The organism is Mycolicibacterium wolinskyi (assembly GCF_002101965.1).
Classification (GTDB): Bacteria; Actinomycetota; Actinomycetes; order Mycobacteriales; family Mycobacteriaceae; genus Mycobacterium; species Mycobacterium wolinskyi.
This window is the reverse complement of sequence record NZ_LQQA01000004.1, coordinates 212,118-228,459: the sequence shown is the minus strand read 5'-3', so window position 1 is coordinate 228,459 and position 16,342 is coordinate 212,118. Positions and strand designations below refer to the sequence as shown.

The window sequence follows — 16,342 nt, the reverse complement described above, 5'->3', positions numbered from 1 at the left end:
GGTCACGACGCACGAGGTCCCGGTTCACTGTCCCGACGCTCCATATTGACGGCCTCGATGTCGGCGGTGGTCGGCGGCGCGATTCTCAGCACATCGGCGTGCAGTTCGGCAGAACCGCCGAAGTCGGCCGCCACGATGCCCGAGAATGCCTTGGTCACGCTTGGCGTCCAGGCCGGTCCGCCGCCGGTCCCCAACAGAACCGGGATTTCGTCAGCGGTCAAAATCGGCGGTGACGTCTATCAAATCGATTGCGGGTTGGGCTCGATGAACGCGTTCGCCGATGCGGGCTTCACGTTCAACGATCTGAAGAGCATGTTCATCACCCACCTGCACACCGACCACATCGTCGACTACTACAGCTTCTTTCTCTCCGGCGGTTACACGGCGGCACCCGGAAAGGCGCCGGTCACCGTCTACGGTCCCGGCCCGGCCGGTGGCTTGCCGCCGAGCCAGGTCGGCGACCACGACCCGGCGACGATCGAACCTGGCAACCCCGCACCCGGGCTGGCCGCCACCAGCAAGGCACTGCTGCAGGCATACGCCTACACGAGCAACATCTTCATCCGCGACATGGGAATCGATGACATCCAAGACCTGATCGAGGTCGTCGAGATCACGGTGCCGCCGGGTTCGGACTACCGCAACAGGTCCCCGAAAACCGCGCCGTTCCCGGTGATGTCGGACGACAACGTCACCGTGACAGCGACTTTGGTGTCCCACTATGACGTCTACCCTGCCTTCGGGTTCCGGTTCGACCTGAAATCCGGTACATCCATCACGTTCTCGGGTGACACCACGAAGTCGGAGAATCTGATCACCCTGGCCAAGGACACCGACATCCTGGTGCACGAGGCGCAATACAGTCTCGATGACGCCTACTACCACAACAGGTTTCCGCCGAACTATTTGAAGAGCTCGCACACCTCGGCCGAGCAGGTCGGCGAGGTCGCCGCGGCGGCCAATGCCAAACATGTTGTGCTGAGCCACTACTCGCCCACCGACTTGCCCGACTCCCAATGGCTCGATGCCATCGCCAAGAACTACTCCGGCAAGGTCACCGTCGCCCGCGACGGCCAGGTGTTCGAGCTCTAGGCGCCCAGATGTGCGGGCAACCGGCCGCCGAAGAGACGTATCGCGTTCTCACTACTGACTTTTCGGCGTGAAGCGTCATCCATCGGGTAGTCCGCCAGGAAGCGGGCGCCGTCCACGTTGTCATCCATCGGATAGTCCACCGAGAACATCACCCGGTCGGTGCCCATGACATCGAGCGTGCACCGGAAGGCCGTCGGGCAGAAATTGCCGCTCGTGGTGACGTGGAAATTGGTGCGCAGATACTCCGACGGCAGCCGTCGCAGCCGCTGGCTCGATCCGCCGTTCCCGCCGAGCCCGTAGTACCGGTCGATGCGGTAGGCCGCGAACGGCAGCATCTCGCCGAGGTGGCCGATGATCATCTGCAGGCCGGGGAACTTGTCGAACAGCCCGGAGTAGATGAGCCGCAACACGTGCGTGCCTGTCTCCGCGGCGAAGCCCCACGAGGCCAGGTGCAGGCCGTCGTCGACGTACGGGGCGAACCACGCATCCATCACGGCGGGATGCGGCGTCGTGGGATGCAGATAGATCGGCACACCCAGTTCCTGCGCACGCGCGAACAGTGCTTCATACTCGGGATCATCGAGATAGCGTCCCCGGCAGTGGCCGTTGATCAATGCACCCACAAGGCCCAGGTCGGTGACGGCGCGCTCCAGTTCGGCCGCAGCGGCCGCCGGATCCTGGGTCGCGAGTGTCGCGAAACCGCCGAATCGGTCCGGGTTTTCGCGCACGGTCTCGGCGAGGTCGTCATTGGCGCGGCGGGCCAGGTCAATTGCGCGTGCGACGTCGGTCTCGTCTTGCACTCCCGGGTCGAACAGCGACAAGATCTGGAAGTCGATCCCGGCGGCGTCCATCTGCTCGAGACGCAATGTCGACCGGTCGTACAGCCGCTCGTAAGCCACCGGGTTGTTGGAGCGCAGCCAGGTCCCGACGACGTTGCCCGCGCTGGCCGGGTCCCAGGCGAAGTGTTCTTCGAGCGCGATCAATGACATGGCACCTCCGCAGTCGAGTCGCTTCACTCTAGGCGCACGACCCGCGCGAGCGACCGTGGATGTACGCCGATCACGGCGTGTCGGCGTACAGACACGGTCGCTCGCGGAGCGGGGTGATCCCGGGCTAGCGGGACAGGCGGGAAAGGACCTCGGCGACAACGGAATCGGCGGCGACGTCGACCTGGTCGCCGGTCGACAGGTCTTTGAGGCCGACGGTGCCTGCCTCGATGTCGCGGTCGCCGGCGACGAGCGCATACTTGGCGCCCGACCGGTCGGCGGCTTTCATCGCGCCCTTGAGGCCGCGGTCGCCGTAGGCGAGATCGACCCGCACCCCGCCGGCTCGCAGGGCGGCAGCGAGCTTGGCCAGTTCGAGCTTGGCGGCGTCGCCGAGGGGGACCCCGAACACCTCCACCCCTCCGACGCCTGCGACAGTCTTGCCCTCGGCCTGCAGTGCGAGGAGCGTGCGGTCGACGCCGAGGCCGAAGCCGATGCCCGACACGTCCTGGCCGCCGAGTTGACGCATGAGCCCGTCGTAGCGGCCGCCGCCGCCGATGCCCGACTGCGCACCCAAACCGTCATGGACGAACTCGAACGTCGTCTTGGTGTAGTAGTCGAGCCCGCGCACCATCCGCGGATTGATCACATACGGCACGCCGAGCGCGTCGAGATGGGCCTGCACGGTCGCGAAGTGCTGTTTGGCCGAATCCGACAGGTGGTCGAGCATGAGCGGCGCGTCGGCGGTCATCTCGCGGATGTGTGGCCGTTTGTCATCGAGCACGCGCAGTGGGTTGATCTCGGCGCGCCGCCGGGTCTCCTCGTCGAGGTCGAGTTTGAACAGGAACTCCTGCAGCAGTTCCCGATACGCCGGCCGGCACGTGTCATCGCCCAGTGACGTGAGCTCCAGGCGGAAGCCGTCGAGGCCGAGCGAGCGGAATCCGGCGTCGGCGACGGCGATCACCTCGGCGTCGAGTGCGGGATCGTCGACGCCGATCGCCTCGACACCGACCTGCTGCAACTGACGGTAGCGACCGGCCTGAGGCCGCTCGTACCGGAAGAACGGCCCGGAGTAGCAGAGCTTGACCGGAAGCGCCCCGCGGTCGAGGCGGTGCTGGATGACGGCGCGGATGACGCCCGCGGTTCCCTCGGGCCGCAGCGTCACCGACCGGTCGCCGCGGTCGGCGAAGGTGTACATCTCTTTGGAGACCACATCGGTCGACTCGCCGACGCCGCGGGCGAACAGCGCGGTGTCCTCGAAGATCGGCAGCTCGATGTCGCCGTACCCCGCGCGGCGGGCCGAGGCCAGCAGACCGTCTCGGACCGCGACGAACTGCGCCGACTCCGGCGGCAGGTAGTCGGGAACACCCTTGGGCGCCTGGAACGGCACCGACGAAGAACCTTCAGTCACAGAGTCAAACCTTCGAGAAATGGGTTGGTGCGGCGTTCGTGCCCAATCGTCGAGCGCGGACCGTGTCCCGGTAGTACCACGGTGTCGTCGTCGAGCACCAACAGTTTTGTCACGATCGACCCGAGCAGGTCACGTCCGCTGCCGCCGGGCAGATCGGTGCGTCCCACCGAGGACCGGAACAGCGTATCGCCCGTGAACACGACGTCCGACGGGCCTGCGGTGCCGAAGCCCCGGTCGCTGCGCTCCTGCCCGCCGGCGACGCGAAAGATGACCGACCCGCGGGTGTGCCCCGGCGTGTGGTCGACGGCGACGGTGATGCCCCCGAGTTCGACCGAGGCGCCGTCCCGGTCCAGCTCGACCAGCTGCTTGGGTTCGGAGAACAGGACCCCGAACGCGAGCTGGGCCAGCCGCGGCCCGAACCCCTTGATGGGATCGGTCAGCATGAACCGGTCCTCGGGGTGGATGTACGCCGGGCAGCCGTAGGTGTCGGCCACCTTCTGCGCGGACCAGATGTGATCGACGTGCCCATGGGTGAGCAGGACCGCGGCCGGCGTGAGGCGGTTCTCGTCGAGGATGCGGCGCAACGGGCCCATGGCCCGCTGACCGGGGTCGACGATGATCGCGTCGGCTCCGGGACGCTCGGCCAGGACGTAGCAGTTGCACGCCAGCATCCCGGCCGGAAATCCGGTGATCAACACAGTGCCAGTTTCCCATGGCCAAACTTCGCGCCGGATGTTCATGCGGGTCGTTAGGGCTTTGCTCAGCATCGCCTGGCACACTCGTTGCCGACTCGAATTACCCATGACATGCACATACGAGGGAGAGGACTGCCGCAGTGCCGACCAACGAACAACGGCGTGCGACGGCCAAGCGCAAGCTGGAACGCCAGCTGGAGCGTCGCGCAGCCCAGGAACGCAAACGACGCATCTACACGATCGTCGGCTCTGCCGTGGCCGCCGTCGTGGTCATCGGCGCCGTCGTGGCCACGTTCGTGATCACCAGCAAGGATTCCAACAGCACCACCGCGTCCGCTGCCACCACGACACCCGCCGACGCTCCGGCACAGCCGGCCGCCGACGGCCAGCTGCCCGCGTTCGTGGCCCCGGCCGACCTCGGTGCCAACTGCCAGTACCCGGCCGCCGGGGAAGCCAGCAAGCAGGTCAATCCCCCGCGGACCGGCAAGGTCCCCACCGACCCGGCGAACGTGAGCGTCAGCGTGGTCACCACGCAGGGCAACATCGGCCTGCAGCTCGACAACGCCAAGGCGCCGTGCACGGTGAACAGCTTCGCGAGCCTGGCCGGGCAGAACTATTTCAACGACACCCCGTGCCACCGCCTGACCACCGGCGGGCTCTCGGTGCTGCAGTGCGGCGATCCGACGGGCACCGGCACCGGCGGACCGGGATACCAGTTCGCCAACGAGTACCCGACGAACCAGTACCAGCCGGACAACCCCGCGCTGCAGCAGCCGGTCGTGTACCCGCGCGGCACCGTGGCCATGGCCAATGCGGGGCCGGGTACCAACGGCAGCCAGTTCTTCCTCGTATACAAGGATTCGCAGCTGCCGCCCGGCTACACCGCGTTCGGCAAGATCGACGACACCGGCCTGGCCACGCTCGACAAGATCGCCGCGGCGGGGGTCGAAGGCGGCGGACCGGACGGCAAGCCTGCGCTCGATGTTCAGCTGAAGTCCGTCGCGCTGGACTGATCGATCACCTTGTCAGCGCCGCCACCGTACGGCGGATACCCACCGGGCCATCCCGGTTATCCGGTCGGGTATCCGCCGCCGCGCACCAACAGCATGGCCATCGCGTCGCTGGTGTGCGCATTCCTGTTCGCGCCATTGGGCATTGTCTTCGGGCACATCTCGCTGTCGCAGATCAAGCGCAACGGCGAGCAGGGCCGCGGCATGGCGATCGCGGGGCTCGTCATCGGCTATGCGCTGACGGCGCTGTCCATCCTGTTGGTGGTGCTCATGGTGATTTTCGCCGTGGCGCTGGTGCAGACCGCCGACAACCTGCCCCGGGAGGGCACGCGCAGCGCGTCGCCGGGTAACGCACTCCCGGCGTTCGATCCGCCACCCAACCTCGGCGCCAACTGCCAATACCCGGCGACCACCGAACCTGCGGTGAAGCCCGCCACGCCGCCGCGTACCGGCACCGTGCCAACCGAGCCGGCCATCGTCACCGCCAGCATCACCACCGACCGCGGCAACATCGGCATCGATCTGGCCAACGGTCAGGCGCCGTGCACGGTCAACAATTTCGCGAGCCTCGCGCAGCAGGGCTTCTTCGACGACACCCCCTGTCACCGGCTCACGGCCGGTGAGCTGTCGGTGCTGCAGTGCGGTGATCCGTCGGGCACCGGTATGGGTGGGCCGGGCTACCAGTTCCCCAACGAATACCCGACGAACCAGTACCGGCTCTCCGATCCCGGGTTGCGCACACCCGTGGTCTATCCGCGTGGCACGGTGGCGTCGGCGAACGCGGGCACCGGCACCAACGGCAGCCAGTTCTTCGTGGTGTACGAGGACTCGATGCTGCCGCCGACGTACACGGTGTTCGGCACGGTCGACGAGACCGGCCTGGCCACGGTGGACCGGATCGCGGCGGGCGGCATCGAGGGCGGAGGCGACGACGGCAAGCCCGCGACGCCGGTGACCATCACCTCAGCCCTGTTGGACTGACCCGGCCTCGACGTCGGCATAGGGTTGGGCTGTGCGTCGCACAGCGCCCAGCGCTCCCCCGCCCAGCCGCGGCCCGGCACGGGTCGTCGTGGTGCTCGTGCTCATGGTGCTCGTGCTCGGGTACCTGCTGGTGGTGTTTTTGACGAAGGGTGTCTGGGAGGCACGCGAAGGGACCCGGCTGACCTTCGCGATGCAGACGCAAGACGGTGGGCCGCCCTCCCCCGACGCCATCGCGCGCGTGCCGCAGATCGTCGAGGAACGGCTCAACACGCTCGGCATGTCGGGCGCCCGGACCGCAGCGTCCGGCGAGAGCGTCGAGGTCACGGTGCCGGGTCGGGACCTGAACACCGACGACATCCGGGACGTCTTCGCGACCGGGCAGCTCTTTGTGCGGCCCGTCATCCACGCGATGGCGGTCGAAGATCCGAAAACGCCCGCGCCGGCAACCACACCACCCGCGCCCGGCAACGCACAGAAGATCGCCGACGAGAAGCAACTCCGGCAGAGTACCGACGAGAGCATCCAGATCCTCTCCCTGCAGTTTCAGTCCACCCGCTGCGCCGAGCACGATGTGCTGGCCGGCCACGACGACCCGAACCTGCCGCTGGTCACGTGCTCGGCGGACGGCAGGACGGTGTACCTGCTCGACAAATCGGTTCTGGGCGGTGACCAGATCCGTCATGCCGAATCCGACCGCGATTCGGCGAGCGGCGAATACGTCGTCGACGTGGAGTTCGACGAGTCGGCCGCCCGCGACTGGGCCGAGTTCACCGCCGCCAACGTCGGCACCCAGACCGCGTTCACCCTCGACACGCGAGTCGTCAGCGCACCCGAGATCATGGAAGCGATACCGGGCGGACGTACACAGATCACCGGCAACTTCGACGCCGATTCGGCACGCGAAGTGGCCAGTCTGTTGACGTCGGGCTCATTGCCGGTAACGCTCACCTACGAATCCTCGGCACCCGAAACCCTGCCTCCCACAATGTTTTTGACGAGCGTACGGGCGGCGGTGATCGCGGCGGGCATCGCCTTGGCGATCCTGGTGCTCGGCGCGGCGGTGTATTTGCTCCGGCGCCGGCCCGGCCCACCTGTGCGCGTCCAGAACCGCGCGGGGTTTTGACCTGCCCGCACGATTTGCATACGTTCAGATCGAACTGTGGTCGATACGAGTGTGAACGTGTGGATACGACAAGGACTGAGCATGAGCTGGACACGACGAGATTTCTTGCGCGCGGGCGGCGCGGCCGGCGCGTTCGCACTGGGGGCGCCCGCGCTGCTGGCAAGTTGTTCGAAGGTGCCACAGGCGGGTGATGGCGGCACATTACAGCGGATCAAGGATGCCGGGGCCATCAAGATCGGCATCGCCGGTGAGGTTCCTTATGGGTACACCCAGAACGGCACGGTGACCGGCGAGGCGCCCGAGGTCGCCAAGGCGGTCTTCAAGGCGATGGGAATCGATCGGGTCGATGCCACCCAGGTCGAGTTCGGCCAACTCATCCCCGCACTGAACGCCAGCCAATATGACATGGTGGCCGCCGGGATGGCGATCCTGCCCGACCGCTGCCAGAACGCCCAGTTCTCGGCGGTCGATTACGTGACGCCGACGGCACTGCTCGTGCCACGCGGAAACCCGCAGCGAATCAACAATTTCGACGACGTCAAGGCCCAGGGCGTGGCGCTGGCAGTGCTGTCGGGCACCGTCGAGGAGGCCGTCGCCAAGGATCTTGGTATCCCGCCGGGCAACATCCAGTCCTATCGGGGTCAACCCGAGATGTTCCAGGCGTTGCGTGACCAGCGGGCCTACTGCGGTGCGCTGACCGATATCTCGCTGCGCCGGATGCTCGCCGACAATCCCGGCGCCCCGCTGGAGGTCACCAAGGGTTTTGTCCCGGTTGTCGACGGCGAGGAGCAGATCCAGGCCGGTGGGTTCGTGTTCCGTAAAGGCGACGACGAACTGGTCGAGCAGTTCAACACCGAACTGAAGAAGCTTCAGGACAGCGGCGCCTGGCTGGACATCGTCGCCCCGTTCGGCTTCACCGCCGACAACCAAGTGCCTGAGGATGTGACCACCGAGAAGCTCTGCGCGGCCGCCTGAGGCCGGCCTGATGTTCGACAACGTCGGTTTCTTCGTCGACACCATCGCCCAGGGCCTGCTGCTGACGGTGGTGGCAACGCTCGGCGGCATCGTCATCGCCGCCGTGCTGTCGTTCCTCGCCGGCCTGGCCATGCTGTCGAAATCGCGCATCGTGCGCACGCTCGCCCGCATCTACGTCGAGATCTGGCGGGGCACATCCGAAGTCGTCCAGCTGCTGTGGATCTACTTCGTGCTCCCGGTCCTCGTGGGCTATCAGATCGTTCCGATGGCCGCCGGCATCGTCGTGCTCGGGCTCAACCACGGGGCCTACGGAGCCGAAATCGTCCGCGGCGCGATCCAGGCTGTGCCCCGCGCTCAGTACGAAGGGTGTGTCGCACTGAATTTCACACCCGCACAACGGATGCGGCGAGTGATCCTGCCGCAGGCCCTCGTCGAGATGGTTCCGCCCTTCAACAACCTGTTCATCCAATTGCTCAAAAGCAGTTCGCTCTTGACGATGATCACCGTGCACGAGATGACCTACCAGGCCCGCGAAGTGCTGGTCAACAACTACATCTCCGACTCGGCCGTCATCTGGACGATCGTGCTGTTGTTCTATCTGGCGCTCGCGGTGGCGATCACCTTCGTCATGCGCGTGCTCGAAAGCAAGGCCGCCAAAATGGTCGGCAGGCAACCGCCGCCGCGGCGCGGTGTGCTGACCCGGTTCGGTCGCGGAAGTGTGCCCGCCGGTGCGGGGCGGGTGGGCTGATGGTCTGGGATTGGGACTATGCCTGGGAGGTGCTGCCGACCATCGTCGTCGACGGCCTGCGAATCACCTTGATCGCCACGGTGTTCGGTTCGGTGCTGGCGTATGCGCTGGGCCTCGTGCTGGCATTGTTGCGCCGGGTAGGCAATCGGGTGGTCAGTACGACGGTTTGGGCGTTCATCGAATTCGTCCGGAGCACACCGCTGCTGGTGCAGATCTTCTTCTTCTTTTTCGTCCTGCCCAGTTTCGGCCTCAAGTTCGACCCGCTGACCACCGGGATCATCGCGATCGGCCTGCATTACTCGACCTACACCGCCGAGGTGTACCGGGCCGGCATCGAGGCCGTCCCCGTCGGACAGTGGGAAGCCGCGACCGCGCTCAGCCTGCCGACACGGCGGACGTGGACGGCGGTGATCCTGCCGCAGGCGATTCCCCGGGTGTTGCCCGCGCTCGGCAATTACACGATCTCCATGCTCAAGGAGACCCCGCTGCTCCTGACGATCGGTGTGCTCGACGTCGTCGGAGTGGCCAATCAGGCCGGCTCACAAGCGTTTCGGTACGTCGAACCGATGACGATCGCCGGTGTCTTGTTCCTGGTGCTGAGCTACTCAGCATCCCTACTCGTTCGATGGTTGGAGAGGCGTGTCCGATACAGCAGCTGAGATGGTCCGATTCGCAGGCGTCGTCAAGCGATTCGGCGACCACGTGGTGCTGGACGGCCTCGACTTCTCGGTGCGGCCAGGCGAATTCGTCACCCTGATCGGGCCGAGTGGTTCGGGCAAAACCACGATCCTGCGGCTGCTGATGACCTTGGAGCAGGTGACCGAGGGCCGGATCTACGTCGATGGCGAATGCCTGAGCCACATGATCCGACGCGGCCGCGAGGTGCCTGCCGACGACAATCATCAACGGCAGTTGCGCAAGCGGATCGGCATGGTCTTCCAGCAATTCAATCTGTTCCCCAACATGTCGGTGCTGCACAACATCACCGAGGCACCGATCCACACCCTCAACCTTCCCCGCGACGAGGCCGAGGACCGGGCACAGCGCCTGCTCGAGCTCGTCGGCATGCCGGAGAAGGCCGACGCGCACCCCTCAGAGCTCTCCGGCGGGCAGCAACAACGCGTCGCGATCGCGCGGGCGCTGGCGATGAAACCCGATGTGCTGCTGCTCGACGAGGTGACCTCGGCGCTCGATCCGGAACTGGTCGCGGGCGTCCTCTCGTTGCTCAAGGACATCGCCGAGAGCACCGACATCACGTTCCTGTGTGTCACACACGAAATGGACTTCGCCCGCGAGGTGTCCGACCGCGTATTGATGTTCGACGGCGGCCGCATCGTGGAGGACGCCCCGCCGGACAAGTTGTTCACCTCACCCGAGCACGAGCGGACGCGGACGTTCCTGCGGGCTGTCCTGGAGCGCGGCTAACCGCGCGGAGGAAGCTCAGGCCGCGCTCGTGACGCGGTACACGTCGTAGACACCTTCGACGTTGCGGACGACGCTCAGCAGATGCCCGAGGTGTTTGGGGTCGCCCATCTCGAACGTGAACCGGCTGATGGCCACCCGGTCATTGGACGTGGTGACCGACGCCGACAGGATGTTGACCTTCTCGTCGGCCAGCACCCGCGTCACGTCCGACAGGAGCCGGTGCCGGTCGAGCGCCTCCACCTGGATCGCGACCAGGAACACCGACGACGGCGACGGCGCCCACTCGACCTCGATGATGCGTTCGGACTGCTGTTGCAGCGATTCGGCGTTCGTGCAGTCGGTGCGGTGCACGCTGACTCCGCCGCCGCGCGTGACGAAGCCCATGATGGTGTCGCCCGGGACGGGCGTGCAGCACTTGGCCAGTTTGGTCAGGGTGCCGGGTGCACCGGGCACCGCCACGCCGGTGTCGTCGGTGCTGCGCTGGCGCACCGGCATGGTGGCCGGCGTGGACCGCTCGGCAAGCTCGTCCTCGGCGGCCTCGTCCCCGCCGAACTGAGCGAGCAGCCGCTGCACGACATGCCGTGCCGAGACGTGGCCTTCACCGACCGCGGTGTAGAGCGCCGACACGTCGGTGTAGCGCAGTTCACGGGCCAGGGCGCCCATCGTCTCGGCATTCATCAAGCGCTGCAACGGAAGCCCGCCACGACGGACCTCGCGGGCAATGGCGTCCTTGCCGGACTCCAGGGCTTCCTCGCGACGTTCCTTCGCGAACCACTGCCGGATCTTGGCTTTCGCCCGCGGCGACACGACGAAGGTCTGCCAGTCGCGCGACGGCCCGGCGTTGGGCGCCTTGGATGTGAAAACCTCGACCACTTCGCCGTTTTCGAGTTTGCGTTCCAACGCGACGAGCCGGCCGTTGACGCGTGCTCCGATGCAGCGGTGGCCGACCTCGGTGTGCACGGCGTAGGCGAAATCGACCGGGGTGGAGCCGGTCGGCAGGGTGATGACGTCACCCTTCGGGGTGAACACGAAGATCTCCTGCACCGCGAGGTCGTAGCGCAGCGACTCCAGGAACTCGCCCGGGTCGGCGGCCTCCCGCTGCCAGTCGAGAAGCTGGCGCATCCAGGCCATGTCGTCGATCTCGGCAGCGGCGTGGCTGTGCGGAACGCCGTTGCGGCCCTTGGCTTCCTTGTAGCGCCAGTGGGCGGCGATGCCGTACTCGGCCGTGCGGTGCATGTCGCGCGTGCGGATCTGCACTTCGAGCGGCTTGCCCTCGGGGCCGACGACGGTGGTGTGCAACGACTGGTACACGCCGTAGCGCGGCTGGGCGATGTAGTCCTTGAACCGACCGGCCATCGGCTGCCACAGCGAGTGCACGACGCCCACCGCGGCATAACAGTCGCGGATCTCGTCACACAGGATGCGCACGCCCACCAGATCGTGGATGTCGTCGAAATCCCGGCCCTTGACGATCATCTTCTGATAGATCGACCAGTAGTGCTTGGGACGGCCCTCCACCACGGCGTTGATCTTCATGGCCGACAGCGCGACGCCGATCTCGGCACGCACCTTGGCCAGGTAGGTATCGCGCGAAGGCGCCCGGTCGGCGACCAACCGCACGATTTCCTCGTACTTCTTGGGATGCAGGATCGCGAAGGACAGATCCTCCAGCTCCCACTTGACGGTGGCCATGCCCAGCCGATGAGCAAGGGGCGCAATGACTTCCAGCGTCTCGCGGGCCTTGCGCGCCTGCTTCTCGGGCGGCAGGAACCGCATGGTGCGCATGTTGTGCAGGCGGTCGGCGACCTTGATCACCAGCACCCGTGGGTCGCGGGCCATCGCGATGATCATCTTGCGGATGGTCTCGCCTTCGGCGGCCGAGCCGAGCACGACCTTGTCGAGCTTGGTGACCCCGTCGACCAGATGTCCCACCTCGGCGCCGAACTCGGCGGTCAGCGCTTCGAGCGTGTAACCGGTGTCCTCGACGGTGTCGTGCAGCAGCGCGGCCACCAGCGTGGTCGTGTCCATCCCGAGCTCGGCCAGGATGTTGGCCACCGCCAGCGGATGGGTGATGTAGGGGTCGCCCGACTTGCGGAGCTGGTCGGCGTGCCGTTGCTCGGCGACGTCGTACGCGCGCTGCAACAGCTGCAGGTCGGCCTTGGGGTAAATCTCGCGGTGCACCGCGACGAGCGGTTCGAGCACCGGGTTGACGGCGCTGCGCTGAGCTGTCATCCGGCGGGCCAGCCGGGCCCGCACCCGGCGCGAGGCGCTGGTCTTGGCCGTGTCGGGCGGCATGATCTCGGGCAGCGCGGGAGGAGACTGCACGGCCTGGCCGGTACCGGGGTCCTCGGCCATCGTCGTCACCTCCTACTGTTCACCTGAGATTTCGAGGATATCCCTCACACCGTATGCAAGCTGCTAACTGCGAGGGGTGCCACTGCTTCGCGACCGCCCAGCGCGGTCAGCTCGAGTACCACCGCCGCATTCGTCACGTTCGCGCCGCCATCGGTGAGCAGGCGCGCCGCCGCCGCCAAGGTGCCGCCGGTGGCCAGCACATCGTCGATAATCACAACGTTGCGGCCGGTGATGTCAATTCCTTCGGCGGGGATCTCCAGCGTGGCCTTGCCGTACTCGAGCTGGTATGTCGCACTGTGCACCGGCGGCGGAAGCTTGCCGCCTTTGCGGACCGCGAGCACACCGGTGCCGAGCCGGGTGGCGACCGCAGCCCCCAACAGGAAGCCGCGCGCATCCAGCCCGGCCACCAGGTCAGCTCCGTTGGCGGTGGCCGCGAGCGCATCGGTGACCGCCCGCAATCCGTCCGCGCTGGCGAGCAGCGGGGTCAGGTCCTTGAACTGAACACCGGGTTCGGGGAAGTCGGCGACCTCCCGAGTCATCGACGCGATCAGCTTCGAGACTTCCGCGAGTCTTCCCTCGTCCAGGCTCATCGCGACAACTTCCAGCGGTCCATGTTCCAGCCGGCGCCCCATCGGGTCGGATTGCTGCTCACGGCGTACATCTTCGTCGATGTCAGCACGGTGCGCTGCTGGCGGTACAGCGGCAGGGTCGGCACGTCGGCCCACAGGATCGGTGCGCCCTCCCCGACCAACCGCGCAAGCTCCTTCGGATCCGACGTCACAGCCTGCGCGTCGATGATGCCGTCGATGCGCTCATTGTTGTACGCGGGCAGGTTGTTGCCGTTGCCGAAGTGCAGTGTGTAGGCGTCGATCGCCGACGAACCCGAGGATCCACTGCCCGCGGCGCCGCCCGTGCTGGCCAGCAGCGCATCGATCTCGTTGTTGCGCAATGCCACCGGGCCCGCCGTCTCGGACCCGGCGTCCTGCACGGTGATACCCGCCGCGGCACAGGATTTCGCGATCGCCCCGACGGTGGCGGCCAGTCGCGCGTTGGGTGTCTGATACCCGATGCGAACCGTCAGCGGCCGGTTGTCGATCGCCTCGCGGGCCGCCTGGGGGTTCGCGACGCTGAACTGGCCGGCTTCTGCGACTCCCTCGGCCGCGCTGAACGCGTCCTCGACGGCCGGGCTCAGGCGAGCGTTGGCGATCGGCATCTCGGCGTTGCGGGCGATCACGTCGCGCGGGGTGCACAACGCGACGGCACGCCGCGCGGGCGTCGCACCGAGCGGACCGCCGGGCGCGAAGATGAGTTGTTCGATGCCGGCCGACGGGGTGTCGGTGCTCACGTAGTCGTCGGGCAGGTTGAGCAGACCGGACGAGCCGGTCGCGATGTCGACGACGTCGAACGCCCCTTCGTTCACGCGTTCCTGGATGTCGGCGCCGCGCGGCCACACGGTGATCTTGTTGGTGACGGGCGGGGTGCCCCACCACTTGTCGTTGGCCACCAGAACGACCGAGCCGTCCTCGGAAACCGAGTCCAGCCGGTACGGACCGGACGACGGGAACCGCTTCAGGTCGAGATCGGGCTTCAGATCCCAGGTGGTGTTCCAGGCCTGCGCGATGCGCTCGATCGCGACCAGATCAGAGGTCTGCAGCGCGGTCGTCACACCACCGTCCCCGACGCCGAGTTCATCGGCGATGACGTGCGACGGCATGAGCGACGTCGCCGAGAACAGATGGCCGTAGTCGAGGAACCCGCGGTCCTGGGCGAACGACACCCTGGCACGCTTCTGGCCCGGCGCACAGTCCACCGAACCGATGTCGCGATAGCCGGCCCGACTGGCCGCATCGAATCCGGGGAACCGGCCCGACTGCGCGGCCCACGCCAGCACGAGGTCGTCACACGTGATCGGCTTGCCGTCCGAGTAGACCGCCTTGTCGCTGATCACGTAGTCGAGCACGAGCGGGGCCCGTCCGACCACCGACACCGAGCCGAAGTCGTGATCGGCAACGACCTGGCCGTCGGGCCCGTGATAGGTGAAACCGGTCAGTGCCCGCGCGAACGCCTGCGGCCCGCCCGAGGCCGCACCCGCCACGGTGTTGGTGTTGTAGGTGGTCAGTGTGCCGTCGACGGCGTAGTCGATCTCATCGGCCGATCCCCCCGCACACGCCGCGAGACCGATGCCGGCCAGCAGCGACAGCGTCATCACCGTCGCGGCTGTCCGCACTCGGGCGATGGCCCCGTGATGAGCCATCCGGTTTACCGCCGGGTGGTTCGTTTACCGGACGGACGACCTGTCTTCGACGTCGACGGCCGCGACGGACGTGCTCCCGGTGCGGGCTTGGCCGCGGCGGGCTGACCGGCTCCGGCGCTGACCGGCTCGCTGTCGGAGTCCTCGACGTCGTCCGACTCGGCGGTGGCCGGCTGGGCCGGCTTCGTCGCACCGGCCTTGCCCGGCTGCCTGCGATTGAGCACCTTCCGGGTGTGCTTGCGCACCAGCTCGGTGCGTTCGCGCAGCGACACCAGCAGCGGGGTCGCGAAGTAGATCGACGAGTAGGTGCCCACGATGACGCCGACGAGCTGAACCAGCGCCAGGTCCATCAAGGTGCCGACACCGAGCAGCCAGACCGCCACGACGATCAACGCCACGATGGGCAGCACCGAGATGAGGCTCGTGTTGATCGATCGCATGAACGTCTGGTTGACCGCGAGGTTGGCCTGCTCGGCGAACGTTCGCCGGGTCGTGTGCTCGAAGCCGTTGGTGTTCTCCTCGACCTTGTCGAACACGATCACGGTGTCGTACAGCGAGAAACCGAGAATCGTCAGCAGGCCGATCACGGTGGCCGGCGTGACCTCGAATCCCACCAGTGCGTAGACACCGGCGGTGACGACGAGGTCGAACACCAATGTCGCCAGCGCGGCGATGGCCATGTAGCGCTCATAGCGCCAGGTGATGTAGATGGCCGCGAGGACCAGGAACACCACGAGCGCGATCAACGCCTTCTGGGTGATCTGCCCGCCCCACGTTTCCGACACCGCGGAGTCGCTGATCACCTGCTTGCTCGGCTGCCCGTCGCTGCCCTTCGGCTGGAACGCGTCGAACAGCGCGGTGCGCAGCTTCTCGGCTTCCTCGTTGGACAGTGTCTCCGAGCGGATCTGCACTGTGGCCGAGCCGCCGCTACCCACCGTCACAACGGATTCCGGTGCGCGACCGAGCGTCTTGTTGAAGACGTCTTCGACCTGCTGGACAGTGATGGTGCCCTGAGCACCGGCCGTCGGCATCGACACCTTGGTGCCGCCCTCGAAGTCGATGCCGAAGGTGAAGCCACGCAACACCATGGCCGCGATCGAGATCGCGACGATGATCCCGCTGACCGTGTACCAGAGCTTGCGGCGGCCGATGACCTCGAACGCGCCGGTACCGGTGTAGAGCCGGACGAAGAATCCGTGCTTGGGCAGCGCCGTCGACTCGATGCCTGGCGCTTCCACTGCGGTGTCGGTGGTGTCGGTTTCGGTTGCTTTTGTGTTCTTGGCGGCCATCTGT

The 16,342-nt window shown here is 66.7% G+C and carries 16 protein-coding genes; 8 read left to right on the top strand and 8 right to left on the bottom strand.

Annotated elements, in window-relative coordinates; all coding sequences use genetic code 11:
* Positions 1-2: 2 nt before the first annotated feature.
* Positions 3-158 carry a hypothetical protein gene (locus AWC31_RS38230; RefSeq protein ID WP_374214057.1) on the bottom strand — a complete coding sequence of 52 codons (156 nt, stop codon included), beginning with the start codon at positions 156-158 and terminating at the stop codon, positions 3-5.
* Between AWC31_RS38230 and AWC31_RS01705 the strand changes: the two genes are divergently transcribed.
* Positions 136-1,092, top strand: a complete 957-nt coding sequence (locus tag AWC31_RS01705) for an MBL fold metallo-hydrolase (RefSeq protein ID WP_374214056.1) — start codon at positions 136-138, stop codon at positions 1,090-1,092. The genes AWC31_RS38230 and AWC31_RS01705 overlap by 23 nt on opposite strands.
* On the opposite strand, the gene AWC31_RS01700 is transcribed toward AWC31_RS01705, so the two are convergent.
* The 3 genes from AWC31_RS01700 to AWC31_RS01690 form a co-directional block, all read right to left on the bottom strand.
* A complete protein-coding gene (locus tag AWC31_RS01700) occupies positions 1,089-2,081 on the bottom strand; it encodes an amidohydrolase family protein (RefSeq protein ID WP_085142146.1) in 993 nt (330 codons plus the stop codon). The genes AWC31_RS01705 and AWC31_RS01700 overlap by 4 nt on opposite strands.
* 124 nt (positions 2,082-2,205) lie before the next feature.
* Complete coding sequence (gene hisS, locus AWC31_RS01695) at positions 2,206-3,486, bottom strand: histidine--tRNA ligase (RefSeq protein WP_085142144.1); 1,281 nt, start codon at positions 3,484-3,486, stop codon at positions 2,206-2,208.
* Positions 3,483-4,184 carry an MBL fold metallo-hydrolase gene (locus tag AWC31_RS01690; RefSeq protein WP_085142246.1) on the bottom strand — a complete coding sequence of 234 codons (702 nt, stop codon included), beginning with the start codon at positions 4,182-4,184 and terminating at the stop codon, positions 3,483-3,485. The genes hisS and AWC31_RS01690 overlap by 4 nt, the downstream gene beginning before the upstream one ends.
* Positions 4,185-4,321: 137 nt before the next feature.
* Between AWC31_RS01690 and AWC31_RS01685 the strand changes: the two genes are divergently transcribed.
* From AWC31_RS01685 to ehuA, 7 genes are all read left to right on the top strand, one after another.
* Complete coding sequence (locus AWC31_RS01685) at positions 4,322-5,194, top strand: peptidylprolyl isomerase (protein WP_085142142.1); 873 nt, start codon at positions 4,322-4,324, stop codon at positions 5,192-5,194.
* Between the two features lie 9 nt (positions 5,195-5,203).
* Positions 5,204-6,172 carry a peptidylprolyl isomerase gene (locus AWC31_RS01680; protein ID WP_234816678.1) on the top strand — a complete coding sequence of 323 codons (969 nt, stop codon included), beginning with the start codon at positions 5,204-5,206 and terminating at the stop codon, positions 6,170-6,172.
* A gap of 31 nt (positions 6,173-6,203) precedes the next feature.
* Positions 6,204-7,295, top strand: coding sequence for a preprotein translocase subunit SecD (locus tag AWC31_RS01675; protein ID WP_133060062.1), 1,092 nt, complete (start codon positions 6,204-6,206; stop codon positions 7,293-7,295).
* A gap of 81 nt (positions 7,296-7,376) precedes the next feature.
* Positions 7,377-8,270, top strand: a complete 894-nt coding sequence (gene ehuB, locus AWC31_RS01670) for an ectoine/hydroxyectoine ABC transporter substrate-binding protein EhuB (protein WP_085142138.1) — start codon at positions 7,377-7,379, stop codon at positions 8,268-8,270.
* Positions 8,271-8,280: 10 nt separating this feature from the next.
* Positions 8,281-9,018: an ectoine/hydroxyectoine ABC transporter permease subunit EhuC gene (gene ehuC, locus AWC31_RS01665; RefSeq protein WP_085142136.1), complete on the top strand. Its 738-nt coding sequence runs from the start codon at positions 8,281-8,283 to the stop codon at positions 9,016-9,018.
* Positions 9,018-9,677, top strand: a complete 660-nt coding sequence (ehuD, locus tag AWC31_RS01660; RefSeq protein ID WP_067844989.1) for an ectoine/hydroxyectoine ABC transporter permease subunit EhuD — start codon at positions 9,018-9,020, stop codon at positions 9,675-9,677. Before ehuC ends, ehuD begins: the two co-directional genes overlap by 1 nt.
* 1 nt (position 9,678) lies before the next feature.
* Positions 9,679-10,443 (top strand): ectoine/hydroxyectoine ABC transporter ATP-binding protein EhuA, encoded by a 765-nt coding sequence (gene ehuA, locus AWC31_RS01655; RefSeq protein ID WP_085142134.1) that lies wholly within the window; start codon positions 9,679-9,681, stop codon positions 10,441-10,443.
* Positions 10,444-10,458: 15 nt separating this feature from the next.
* Here the strand turns inward: ehuA and AWC31_RS01650 are convergent, their stop codons facing one another.
* Genes AWC31_RS01650 through secF form a run of 4 tightly spaced genes read right to left on the bottom strand, consistent with a single transcriptional unit; the run spans position 10,459 to position 16,338 of the window.
* On the bottom strand, positions 10,459-12,798 hold the full coding sequence (locus AWC31_RS01650; RefSeq protein ID WP_085142243.1) for a RelA/SpoT family protein: 2,340 nt from the start codon (positions 12,796-12,798) through the stop codon (positions 10,459-10,461).
* A gap of 44 nt (positions 12,799-12,842) precedes the next feature.
* Positions 12,843-13,388: an adenine phosphoribosyltransferase gene (locus AWC31_RS01645; RefSeq protein WP_085142242.1), complete on the bottom strand. Its 546-nt coding sequence runs from the start codon at positions 13,386-13,388 to the stop codon at positions 12,843-12,845.
* The gene (locus tag AWC31_RS01640) at positions 13,385-15,052 is read right to left on the bottom strand and encodes an ABC transporter substrate-binding protein (protein WP_085142132.1); all 1,668 of its coding nucleotides are present in this window, start codon (positions 15,050-15,052) and stop codon (positions 13,385-13,387) included. The genes AWC31_RS01645 and AWC31_RS01640 overlap by 4 nt, the downstream gene beginning before the upstream one ends.
* Positions 15,053-15,057: 5 nt before the next feature.
* Complete coding sequence (gene secF, locus AWC31_RS01635; RefSeq protein ID WP_085142130.1) at positions 15,058-16,338, bottom strand: protein translocase subunit SecF; 1,281 nt, start codon at positions 16,336-16,338, stop codon at positions 15,058-15,060.
* Positions 16,339-16,342 lie beyond the last annotated feature (4 nt).